General features: G+C 41.5%; 10 protein-coding genes. 5 read left to right on the top strand and 5 right to left on the bottom strand.

The window, feature by feature from the left end:
- Positions 1-164: 164 nt before the first annotated feature.
- The 4 genes from gyrB to dnaA all read right to left on the bottom strand — a co-directional run bounded on the left by gyrB (position 165) and on the right by dnaA (position 6,425).
- A complete protein-coding gene (gyrB, locus tag FTV09_RS15465; protein ID WP_067761976.1) occupies positions 165-2,633 on the bottom strand; it encodes a DNA topoisomerase (ATP-hydrolyzing) subunit B in 2,469 nt (822 codons plus the stop codon).
- Positions 2,634-2,676: 43 nt separating this feature from the next.
- On the bottom strand, positions 2,677-3,759 hold the full coding sequence (recF, locus tag FTV09_RS15460) for a DNA replication/repair protein RecF (protein ID WP_067761978.1): 1,083 nt from the start codon (positions 3,757-3,759) through the stop codon (positions 2,677-2,679).
- A gap of 24 nt (positions 3,760-3,783) precedes the next feature.
- Positions 3,784-4,932 carry a DNA polymerase III subunit beta gene (gene dnaN / locus FTV09_RS15455; RefSeq protein WP_180058816.1) on the bottom strand — a complete coding sequence of 383 codons (1,149 nt, stop codon included), beginning with the start codon at positions 4,930-4,932 and terminating at the stop codon, positions 3,784-3,786.
- 107 nt (positions 4,933-5,039) lie between these two features.
- On the bottom strand, positions 5,040-6,425 hold the full coding sequence (dnaA, locus tag FTV09_RS15450; protein ID WP_180058815.1) for a chromosomal replication initiator protein DnaA: 1,386 nt from the start codon (positions 6,423-6,425) through the stop codon (positions 5,040-5,042).
- 656 nt (positions 6,426-7,081) lie between these two features.
- Here dnaA and rpmH point away from each other — a divergent pair.
- From rpmH to mnmE, 5 genes are all read left to right on the top strand, one after another.
- Positions 7,082-7,216 (top strand): 50S ribosomal protein L34, encoded by a 135-nt coding sequence (gene rpmH / locus FTV09_RS15445; protein ID WP_000831329.1) that lies wholly within the window; start codon positions 7,082-7,084, stop codon positions 7,214-7,216.
- 31 nt (positions 7,217-7,247) lie between these two features.
- Entirely contained in the window at positions 7,248-7,640 is a 393-nt protein-coding gene (rnpA, locus tag FTV09_RS15440) for a ribonuclease P protein component (protein ID WP_180058814.1), read from the top strand.
- 9 nt (positions 7,641-7,649) lie between these two features.
- Positions 7,650-7,970, top strand: coding sequence for a membrane protein insertion efficiency factor YidD (gene yidD / locus FTV09_RS15435; RefSeq protein ID WP_067761986.1), 321 nt, complete (start codon positions 7,650-7,652; stop codon positions 7,968-7,970).
- 5 nt (positions 7,971-7,975) lie between these two features.
- Positions 7,976-9,739: a membrane protein insertase YidC gene (gene yidC, locus FTV09_RS15430; RefSeq protein ID WP_180058813.1), complete on the top strand. Its 1,764-nt coding sequence runs from the start codon at positions 7,976-7,978 to the stop codon at positions 9,737-9,739.
- A gap of 92 nt (positions 9,740-9,831) precedes the next feature.
- Entirely contained in the window at positions 9,832-11,187 is a 1,356-nt protein-coding gene (gene mnmE / locus FTV09_RS15425) for a tRNA uridine-5-carboxymethylaminomethyl(34) synthesis GTPase MnmE (RefSeq protein ID WP_180058812.1), read from the top strand.
- Positions 11,188-11,377: 190 nt separating this feature from the next.
- Here the strand turns inward: mnmE and FTV09_RS15420 are convergent.
- A partial coding sequence (locus tag FTV09_RS15420) for a zinc ribbon domain-containing protein (protein ID WP_179994364.1) occupies positions 11,378-11,487 on the bottom strand: 110 nt, incomplete at its 5' end.

Below are 11,487 nucleotides of genomic sequence, written 5' to 3'. Positions count from 1 at the left end.
AAGTGAAGGTAGGGTTTGTTTTAATGTTAAATCTAGATTCTGAGATAAATTCATAAAAAAAGAGCGTATTTACATACGCTCTTTTTACAGCATTTTAACTTTTTTTGCTTAACTGACTGGCATTAACTCCAAGGAGTGCTTTTTCTGATTATTCTGTAATCGAATTATGCGTCGATATCGGCATTCAATGCATTCTCTTCAATGAATGCTCGACGTGGTTCAACATCGTCACCCATCAAGCAAGAGAACATACGATCTGCTTCAATTGCATCCTGTACCGTCACCTGTAACATGTTACGGTTTTCAGGATCCATTGTAGTTTCCCAAAGCTGTTCAGCGTTCATTTCACCCAAACCTTTATAGCGCTGAATCATCATGCCACGGCGTGAGTCTTGTAAAATGTTTTGCCAAACTTGATGGAAACTGCTCACCGCAATTTTTCGCTCGCCTTTTTGCAAGTAAGCGCCATCTTCAAGCAAAGTAAACCAGCTCTTTGCATTCTTCAACAGACGTGCATATTCACCTGAGCCTAAAAGACCTGAATCAAGTAAATAATGGTGCGGTAAGTTGTGCACGTAAATGGTAATGCGTGGGAAATATGTCGCAGACTTTTGACCTTCAGCATTTTCATGCTCAAAAGTTTCAATTGACAGTTCTGGACGCAAACTTGGTTGAGTTTTCTCAATATTGGCACGCAATAGCTCGCCCCAAGTTTGTACATAGTCTTGATTATTGGCTTGATCTAACTTAAATCCTTCAACCGTCAACAATCCATCTAACACGCTTGCAGGGTAACGCACGGTTAAACGATGTAAACTTTTTTGCGAGGTTTGATAATCTGCAATCACGCCTGCTAAAGCTTCACCACGAATAGCTGGCGCATCCGCACTCACGTGTAACTCAAGCTCATCAATTGCATTCGAGATGAGGTAAGTTTCAAGTGCATCGTTGTCTTTAATGTATTGCTCTTGTTTGCCTTTTTTCAGCTTATACAATGGTGGCTGTGCAATATAAATATAACCACGTTCAACCAGCTCTGGCATTTGACGGAAGAAGAAAGTTAGCAACAGGGTACGAATGTGCGAACCATCGACGTCGGCATCGGTCATGATGATAATTTTGTGATAACGCAGTTTATCTGGATTATATTCTTCACGACCAATACCACAGCCCAATGCTGTGATCAGCGTGCCGACTTCTTGAGATGAAATCATCTTATCGAAACGAGCACGTTCCACGTTTAAAATCTTACCTTTTAATGGCAGAATCGCTTGCATCTTACGGTTACGGCCTTGTTTTGCAGAACCACCCGCAGAGTCACCTTCGACTAAATAAAGTTCAGAAAGTGCTGGGTCTTTTTCCTGACAATCTGCCAATTTACCTGGTAAACCAGCAATATCAAGGGCACTTTTACGACGTGTCATTTCACGCGCTTTACGTGCTGCATCACGTGCACGCGCCGCATCAATAATTTTACCTGCAATTGATTTAGCCGCTTGAGGATTCTCTAAAAGATATTCCGAGAACGACTTATTCATTGCTTGCTCAACCGCAGTTTTCACTTCACTCGAAACCAATTTTTCTTTGGTTTGCGAAGAGAATTTCGGATCAGGCACTTTCACAGAAACAATCGCAGTTAAGCCTTCACGTGCATCATCACCTGAAACTGCCACTTTCTCTTTTTTGAGTAAATTTTCGCTTTCCATGTAGCTGTTTAAGCCACGCGTTAAGGCAGCACGGAAGCCAGCTAAATGCGTTCCACCATCTTTTTGCGGAATGTTGTTGGTAAAACAACGGACATTCTCTTGGTAGGTATCATTCCACTGTAGGGCAACTTCAACTCCAATCCCATTGTCCGCTTGAGTGGTGAAATGGAAGATATCGTTGAGATGTGTTTTACCTTGGTTAATGTATTTTACGAATTCAGATAAGCCGCCTTCATAGTCATACACATGTTCAAGGTTTACACGTTCATCACGTAGAACAATACGTACACCCGCGTTGAGGAATGATAATTCACGTAAACGACGTGCCAAAATATCGACATTAAAAATAGTCTGGCTAAAGGTTTCTGCACTAGGGTAGAAACGGACTGTTGTACCGGAAGTTTCAGTCACACCAGTTTCACGTAATTTATAGACAGGATCGCCATGGCGATATTCCTGCTCATAGGTCTTACCCGCACGACGAATATTTAATAGGAGCTTTTCTGATAAAGCGTTTACAACTGAAACGCCAACACCGTGAAGACCACCTGAAACCTTATAACTGTTATCGTCAAATTTACCGCCAGCATGCAGAATAGTTAAAATTACCTCTGCTGCTGAAACCCCTTCTTCAGGGTGTATATCTGTTGGGATACCACGACCGTTATCCGATACGCTTACGGACTCATCTTCATGAATAGTGACATTAATTTCATCACAATGACCTGCTAATGCTTCATCAATTGAGTTATCGACAACTTCAAACACCATGTGGTGTAGGCCTGTACCATCGTCAGTATCACCAATATACATACCCGGACGCTTACGAACTGCGTCTAAGCCACGTAATACTTTGATGCTAGAGGAATCATAAGCTTTTTCTATGGTTTGTTCTGTTTGAGAAGCAGCTTGATCTTCTGAACTCATGGTTTCTCCCTAGTGAAAAATAGGTCTATCCAAAGGTGGTATTTCATTGCACAACAGCCTGAACCGTACCATTTTCAACTTTGAATAATTGATAAGAAATAGATAAATCATGTAAGTGTTTTTGCACTGAATCATGGTCTAAAGTGGTAATAAAAACTTGACTACCAAGATGGCTTAAACGCTCAATTAATCGCTGTTGTGCGGTTAAATCTAATTCTGCTGTCAGATCATCCAATAATACCACAGTTTCCTTATTACAGGCATGTAGCATTGAAATCTGTGACAGTTTTAAAGCCATGATCAGTAACTTTTTTTGCCCGCGAGATAACACAACATCAGCGTCTCCCATCGGGGTTTTTAAGCGTAAATCTGCACGGTGTGGACCATATTCTGTATACCCCCTCTCACAATCTTTATAATGCTGATTAGTCAGATCATTCAGCAAGCCTGTTTCTGCATGAAAGCCAGCTGTGTACTCTAGCGTCACTGATAGATCCGGCAATAAAACTTTCAAGTCTTGCTCAAAATGTTTGACCCATTGCTCAACAACATGACTGCGCTGTGCATGCAATATTTCGCCGTAATCACTGAGCATAATGTTCCACGGCTCTAAGTCTGACAAACTCAGATTTCGACGCGACTTCAACAAACTATTTCGTTGCTTTAACGCACGCGCATAATATTGCCATGCATGGTAAAACTCCGGTTCCACGTGGAACATTAACCAGTCTAAAAGTTGCCGTCTGGGCTTTGCACCATGATCTATGATATCGGTACTTTGTGGGTCAATCAGTTGTAAGGGTAGCAATTTAGCAAGTTGCCCTTGCGTACCAATTAAATCACCATTGACTTTAATCAACTGTTCGCCGGACTGCATTTTTTGCATACCAATACGTTCAGAGGCGGATTGTGCAAACACCACTGCGTCAGGACTGTTATTTTGAATATAATTTTTAGGGATATGCGTCCGGAAAGAACGCCCCGTCGCTAGCAAATGAATGGCTTCTAAAACCGATGTTTTTCCTGAGCCATTTTGCCCATAAAAGACATTAAACGGCTGCAACCCAGAGAGTGCAACCGTCTTTAAATTTCGAACACGTTCTACATGTAAACGCGTGATATGCATATTAAAAAGAGACTTTAGCCTAAATTACACACGCATTGGCATCACAACATAAGTTTGATCTTGTTGTTGTGGATCTTGTACCAATACGGATTGATTTGCTTCTGTCATCGTCATCGAAACATCATCACCATCGAGTACATTCAATACTTCAAGCAAGTACTGTGCATTGAATGACATGTCCATTGGCATATCTGCATATTGAATAGCCAAATCTTCAACTGCTTCATCTTGTTCAGGGTTATTTGCACGCAATTGCAAGGTATCCGCATCAAATTTCAGGAATACACCACGTAATTTTTCATTACTCAAAATTGCAACACGTTGTAGCGATTGCTTGAAAACATCATGCGCAATACGCACATTTTTATCACCACCACGCGGAATCACACGGCGATAATCAGGGAATTTACCATCAATTAACTTAGTCGTGAAACGCACGGTAATGTCGCCTTGTTCTTTGTCACGACTCGCAATGGTAATCGTTACATTTAACAATTCACGACCGATCAACAACGATAATTGCTCATCTTCAACACTTAATAAACGCTGTAATTCACCCACTGCTTTACGTGGAACAATCGCTTGCATAGCTTGAGTTGCATTCGAGCTTGCTGCTGTTTCACACATCGCTAAACGGTGGCCATCTGTAGTGACTGCACGCAATTGATTTTCGTCAATTTCAAGTAAAGTACCAGTTAGATAAAAACGTACATCTTGTACTGCCATCGCAAATGAAGTTTTTTCAAATAAGCGTTTGAGCTCACGCTGTGTTACAGCAACTTGTGTACCTTGCGTGTTTTCAGTGGTCAGCAATGGATAATCTTCAGCAGGCAAAGTACCCAATACAAAACGGCTGTTACCTGATTTTAAAATACAGCGCTGATCTTCAGTGATTTGTAAATCAATCAATGCCGCTGAAGGCAATGATTTACAGATATCCATAAGTTTACGCGCAGGAACTGTCGTAACCCCAGCTTGTAAACATGCACCGTCTGCCAGCGGTGTGCTCGCAACCAATTCTACTTCTAGGTCAGAACCTGTAATGGTCAATGCCTGCTCAGTGACCTGCACTTTGACATTGGATAAAATATTTAAGGTATGGCGACGCTCAACCGCTCCTACGACATGTGACAGAACATTCAGTAAGCTTTCTTTCGCGATTTTTAAACGCACAATACATTCCTCTAAAACTGAAGACAGAAAAGATAAATTAATTTTTTAGCAGTGTACTATGCGGCAGAATATACCGCATTGCAAGAACAGAATTTGAACGAAAAAGCTTAACTTTGCAGCAGGCGCTGTAAGTTCTTATAGTCCTCATTGAAGATCGGATCTTCCTCACGAAGACTCTGCACTTTTTCACAAGCATGCATCACGGTACTGTGGTCACGATTACCAAATGCCATACCAATTTCAGGGAAGCTATCCCCTGTTAACTCACGTGCAAGCCCCATGGCCAATTGACGTGGCCGCGCATAGATACGGGTACGTTTTGGACCAACTAATTCCTTGAGCGGAATACGGAAATATTCACTTACGACACGCTGAATATTTTCAGTGCTGATGGTACGCGCACGAATTGCCAACACATCTTTTAAAGATTCGCGTACCACATCTAGATCGATCGGTGTTCCTTTAAAACGTGAAATTGCAACGACTTTATTTAATGCACCTTCCAACTCACGAACATTTGCTACCACTTGCTGAGCAATAAATAACGCACAGTTACGTGGTAATTCTACGTCATTGCTTTCGGCTTTTTTCAACAGAATTTCAATACGGGTTTCAATATCAGGAGGTTCCACACCTACCGACAAGCCCCAAGAAAAACGTGAAACCAAACGTGGATCGAGTTCCGTTAGTTCTTTCGGATAACGATCCGAAGTCAAAATAATTTGTTTAGATTCATCTAACAAGGCGTTAAACGTATAAAAGAACTCAACCAAACTGGCTTCTTTCCCAGCCAATAAGTGGATGTCATCAACCAAGAGCAAGTCTAATGAACGACAGTTTTTCTTGAATTCTTCCACTTTGCCTTGCTGCAGTGAGCTGACAAAATCTTGCACAAAACTTTCAGCCGTCATATACATGACCCGTGCATTCGGTTTGGCCTGTAATAATGCATTACCCACTGCTTGCATTAAGTGGGTTTTACCTAAACCTGTCGGCCCATACAAAAATAAGGGATTATGTTGTGAAGCACCGGGTTGTGTAAGTACTTTACGACAGGTTTCCGCGGCCATTTGGTTAGAGCGACCTTCCACGAACAGTGAAAAAGTAAATAACGGATTGAGTTGACGCTTACGGCTATTTTTTGAAGAGCTCTCGTCTTTTTCTTTTTTAGGACGTGATGGAGCAACAGGTGCTGGCGATTGTTCCAGGGCTGCAGTCGTGGTTGCCGGTTGCTCAGATGCAGAAAGAATTGCACCAGGCCGAGAGTCGACAAGAATTTCAACTTTACGCACCCGACCTTCAGATAACTGTTCCGCTAATATTGAAATCAGTTCTAAATGGTGCTCTTGAATATAACGTGTCCAATATGGATTGGGTGCATACAGACGTAAGGTATCGCCTGCATCTTCTGCGACCAGTGGGCGTATCCACATTGTATAGACATTTCCTGAAAGCTCTTGTCGCAAGCGAGTTAAGCAGTCTGTCCAAAGCATGTGAAACCCCTATTTCAGTCCATTGTACGAAAAAATTATTCAGCCACCGCTAAGCGGGCAGCCATTCTAACCATCTTATCCACATCTGTCATGGTTAATTCAGTCTAAATTGCTTAAAAAAACGCAATTCAGCTTTAAATTTAAAATATAACCCATGTGTGGATAAGTTTATCCGCAAGCTGTGGATAAAATATATTACAAAGTTATCCACAAACTGTCAAAATTATAAAAACATAGTTATTCACAACATAAGATATTGTTTTAATAATTAAAAAATAGCTTTTCCACAGAGAATATCAACACTAATAGTAATAAATTTAAATTTTAAAATTTGAATTTATATATTAGCTCGATCATTTTTGGGGATAACTCCAATCTTGTTTTAAATTCAAATTTAAATTTTTTACAACAAGGAAACACCTAATAGCTTGTGGATAAATTTGTGAGTAAACTTGCTGATAACTTAAATATTAAATATATACAATACTTTAGTTTGTGGGTATTTATTATTTTTCTGAAAAACCTTTTTTGAATCTTTATTTATCTTGATATAACACAGCCTCGATTTTGAAAGAAAGATTGTTTTTCATTGACAGCTCAAGCAATGAGCACTAAAATCGCGAACCTTTACTGAAAGATCATTTTGGAGTTTCACTATGAAACGTACTTTCCAACCTTCTGAGTTGAAACGTAAACGCGTTCACGGTTTCCGTGCTCGTATGGCGACTAAAGCTGGCCGTCAAGTTCTAGCGCGTCGTCGTGCAAAAGGTCGTCACAGCTTAACTGTTTAATTTCAGTTAAGACTGTAAAGACTTGGGTGTTATGACTACACTTTACGGCTATAGCACAGATGTGCGAATACACTGTGCTGCCGATTATAAAAGTGTCTTCGATGGTGCGCTTTTTAAAGTGCATCAGCCCCACTTCTTATTTCTTGCCAAAATTTCCGAACAGCCTAAAAGCCGTTTGGGTATTGTTGTTGCTAAGAAAAAAGTGCGTCGTGCACATGAAAGAAATAGAGTAAAACGACTTGCACGCGAAAGTTTTCGCCTGCATCAACAGCAGTCAAATGTATTAGATATTGTCATTATGCCGAAAATGGGTATAGAGGCGGTACCGAATGCAGAGTTGTATCAGCAATTACAATTTGCTTGGCAAAAATTACAACGCCTTGCAAATAAGCATAAAAAAATAGCTACCTCCCCACAAGCGTAGAGATGGCCAATGGTTCGTATACTGCATTGGTTAATCCGTTTCTATCAGATTGCGATTAGTCCTTTACTGGGCCCCCGCTGTCGTTATATTCCAACATGTTCTCAATATTCCTTGGAAGCAGTCCATCAACATGGAGCTGTACGTGGTGTGTGTCTGGCTGTTAAGCGTATTTGCCGCTGTCATCCTTGGGGCGGTTCGGGTTACGATCCTGTTCCTTTAAAAGCAATTCGTTTTATTTCATTTCAGCAAATAGATTCTCAAACGCATCACGTTGCTGTACCCTTTCGTGATCGTTTAATGAACCAAAATCACTCTAACCACTTGGGGTAATACATATGCAACAATGGGCCAGGATTGCAATTCTAGGGGCCATGTTTGTTGTCGCATATTTGCTCATTTTGGCTTGGCAGAAAGATTATGGAAATGCGGAACAAAAACCTCAGCAAAATGCTGCGGTGGTATCGCATGAAGTATCTGCCGATTTACCAAATGGCCAGACAGCAACAGCTGCTTCAGATGTGCCGCAAGCAAATAATGCTGCTACGCAACAAACCACAGATGCCACTGCACCTGTTAGTCAACAGCTAATTTCAGTACAAACTGACCTTTACCATTTTTGGATTAGTCCAAAAGGTGGTGATATTGTTCGTGTTGAATTACTTAATCACGACAAGAACAAAGACAGCGATGAACCGTTTGTTATGCTCGAAAGCGATGCTAAACGAACTTACGTTGCACAGTCTGGCTTGATCGGTCTCAATGGCCCAGACAGTAATCCGAAAGGTCGTCCAAGTTATGAGATTGAAAAATCATCTTATACAATGAACGATGCGAAAGCGGTTAAAGCTAAAGAAGGTCAAACAGCTAAAGTTCTTTCAGTACCAATGGTTTATAAAACAGCAGATGGTGTAGAAGTAATCAAAACTTTCAGCTTTACTGAAGGTAAATACCCTGTTGTTGTAAATCATAAAATTGTGAACCGCAGTGCGCAGAACTGGCAGGGTCAGATGTTTGGTCAGCTGAAACGCGACAACTCTGAAGATCCAGGTAAGTCTGACCAAGGTATTTTCACATTGGGTACATTCCTAGGTGGTGCATGGGGTTCGCCTGATGAACATTACAACAAACTGAAATTTGCGAACTTCAATGAAGAAAAATTGAATGTTGAAGCAACTGGTGGTTGGGTTGCAATGGTTCAGCATTACTTCGTGAGTGCATGGGTTCCAGGTGAAATTAAACTGACACAAAATGGTCAGCCATACGCAGCAAAACTTGAGTCACGTAAATCTACAGATGACATGAACATTATTGGTTTCACGTCACCTGCGATTAATGTACCAGCAGGTACTGTGGCAGAAGTGGATGCAACCTTCTATTCAGGTCCAAAAATCCAATCTGAACTCAAAGATTTGGCGGTTGGTTTAAACCAAACTGTGGATTATGGTTGGTTATGGCCAATTGCGAAGCTACTGTTCTTAGGCTTGCAGTTCTTCCATGGTTTAGTTGGTAACTGGGGTTGGGCAATTATTTTATTGACCATCTTAGTAAAATTGATTCTTTGGCCGTTGTCGTCTAAGAGCTACCGCTCAATGGCGAAAATGCGTGTGATTGCACCAGAAATGCAACGTATGAAAGAAGAGTTCGGTGAAGACCGTATGCGCTTCTCTCAAGAAATGATGGCACTGTACAAACGTGAACAAGTCAACCCACTTGCGGGCTGTTTACCATTGTTACTACAAATGCCAATCTTCCTTGCATTGTATTGGGTATTGATGGAGTCTGTTGAACTTCGTCATGCACCTTGGTTGCTTTGGATTCAAGATTTGTCGGCAATGGACCCTTGGTTTATTCTGCCGTTGTTAATGGGCGCGACGATGTTCATTCAACAAATGTTGAACCCACAACCTGCCGATCCAATGCAGGCAAAAGTGTTCCGCATTATGCCGATCATTTTCACAGTATTTATGTTGTTCTTCCCTGCTGGCCTTGTGCTGTACTGGATTGTCAACAACAGTATCACTATCCTTCAACAAGGTATGATTAACAAATCTGTTGAAAAAGAACGTGCAAAACGTGATGAGGCGACTCCAGTAAACTAAGTCTTGCTGATTAGCTGAATAAATCCGCTTAAGATGGTAATCTTAGGCGGATTTTTCTTTGTCTAATGTTTGAGAATTTTTAGGTGAATTATATGCAAAACCGAACCACGATCGCAGCAATTGCCACCCCTCCAGGTCGTGGTGGTGTCGGAGTGATTCGCCTATCTGGTCCGAAGTCTTATGCGATTGCTGAGGCACTGACGCAGCAACCATTACCTAAAGCACGTTATGCAGGCTTTCGAAAGTTTAATGACGCAGCAGGCGAAATTATGGATGAAGGTTTGGTGCTTTGCTTCCCGAATCCACATTCATTTACGGGTGAGGATGTGGTGGAATTGCAAGGCCATGGCGGCCCTGTGATTCAGAATGCGCTGTTAGCACGCTTGCTTGAATTAGGTGCAATTGCTGCCAAAGCGGGTGAGTTTTCCATGCGCGCTTTCGAAAATGGCAAGATGGATTTGGTGCAAGCTGAAGCAATTGCAGACTTAATTGATGCAACCTCTCAAGCCGCTGCACGTTCTGCGGTGCGTTCACTACAGGGGGCATTTTCTACCAAGGTGAATGCAGTACTTGAGCAACTGATTCATTTACGTCTACATGTAGAAGCTGCGATTGATTTTCCTGAAGAAGAAATCGACTTTTTGGCAGATGGTAAGATTTTGAACCTACTTGATGGTGTCGCAAACGCTGTCACTCAAGTACAACAATCTGCGCGTCAAGGTCAGTTATTACGTGAAGGTTTACAGGTGGTGATTGCAGGAAAGCCCAACGCCGGTAAATCATCACTGTTAAATGCTTTGGCGGGTATTGATCGTGCCATTGTAACGGATATTGCGGGTACTACACGCGATGTACTGCATGAGAAAATTAGCTTAAATGGTTTACCTATTACTCTGACAGATACCGCAGGCTTACGTGAAACAGGCGATGTGGTGGAAAAAGAAGGGATACGTCGCGCCATTCAAGAAATTGAACAAGCTGACCTGTTACTTTTGGTCTATGACTTAAGCCAAGGTGAAGATCCTCTGCAATTGGCGCAGGCATATTTTGCTGATCACATCGAACCAAAACGCTTAATGCTTATTGGAAACAAATGTGATTTAACAGGTTCACAAGCTGAAATCACCGATTTCCAAGGTTTTCGTCATATCACTGTCTCAGCGAAACAAGAAACCGGTGTTCAGGCGCTCATAGATGCGATTACAGCGCATGCTGGCTTCCAACCAGAAGAAGATACCTTTATTGCGCGTACACGCCATTTAGACGCAATGAAGCGCACTCAGCTATATCTTGCTGAAGCACGTGAACAATTGGTGGTATATAACGCAGGTGAATTGGTCGCGGAGTCTTTGCGTTTAGCACAGAATGCGCTTGGCGAAATTACCGGTGATTTTAGCGCAGATGATTTGTTGGGTAAGATTTTTGGATCATTCTGTATTGGTAAATAAGACCTCAGATTTTAAAAACCATGTTTGAAAATAAAGGGCATAATCTCATTGATTTATGTCCTTTTGTTTATGTTTGAACCTAAAAAAACCAGCATCATGGCTATTGCTTAGCCACGGTTAGGGCTAAACAAAATTTTAAGAATGTTTCTGATAATATCTTTAAATTTCATACCTTGACATCCTCACCCCCTTAAAAAAGGGTGATTCCTACAGCTAGACGCTTATGCCCAAGCGCAAGAATGTTTAGAGCTGAGTTTATATCTCGATCATGAGCTGTACCACAGCTCATGCACTCCCATT

The sequence above is a fragment of the Acinetobacter sp. YH12227 genome, from assembly GCF_013417785.1.
Lineage (GTDB): Bacteria > Pseudomonadota > Gammaproteobacteria > Pseudomonadales > Moraxellaceae > Acinetobacter > Acinetobacter gandensis.
This window is presented reverse-complemented; position numbering and strand designations above follow the sequence as displayed.

Coding starts and splice junctions, on each gene's coding strand:
- yidD (WP_067761986.1), top strand. CDS start 7,650: ATGGTTCGTATACTGCATTGGTTAATCCGTTTCTATCAGATTGCGATT.
- rnpA (WP_180058814.1), top strand. CDS start 7,248: ATGACTACACTTTACGGCTATAGCACAGATGTGCGAATACACTGTGCT.
- dnaA (WP_180058815.1), bottom strand. CDS start 6,425: ATGCTTTGGACAGACTGCTTAACTCGCTTGCGACAAGAGCTTTCAGGA.
- rpmH (WP_000831329.1), top strand. CDS start 7,082: ATGAAACGTACTTTCCAACCTTCTGAGTTGAAACGTAAACGCGTTCAC.
- gyrB (WP_067761976.1), bottom strand. CDS start 2,633: ATGAGTTCAGAAGATCAAGCTGCTTCTCAAACAGAACAAACCATAGAA.
- yidC (WP_180058813.1), top strand. CDS start 7,976: ATGCAACAATGGGCCAGGATTGCAATTCTAGGGGCCATGTTTGTTGTC.
- recF (WP_067761978.1), bottom strand. CDS start 3,759: ATGCATATCACGCGTTTACATGTAGAACGTGTTCGAAATTTAAAGACG.
- mnmE (WP_180058812.1), top strand. CDS start 9,832: ATGCAAAACCGAACCACGATCGCAGCAATTGCCACCCCTCCAGGTCGT.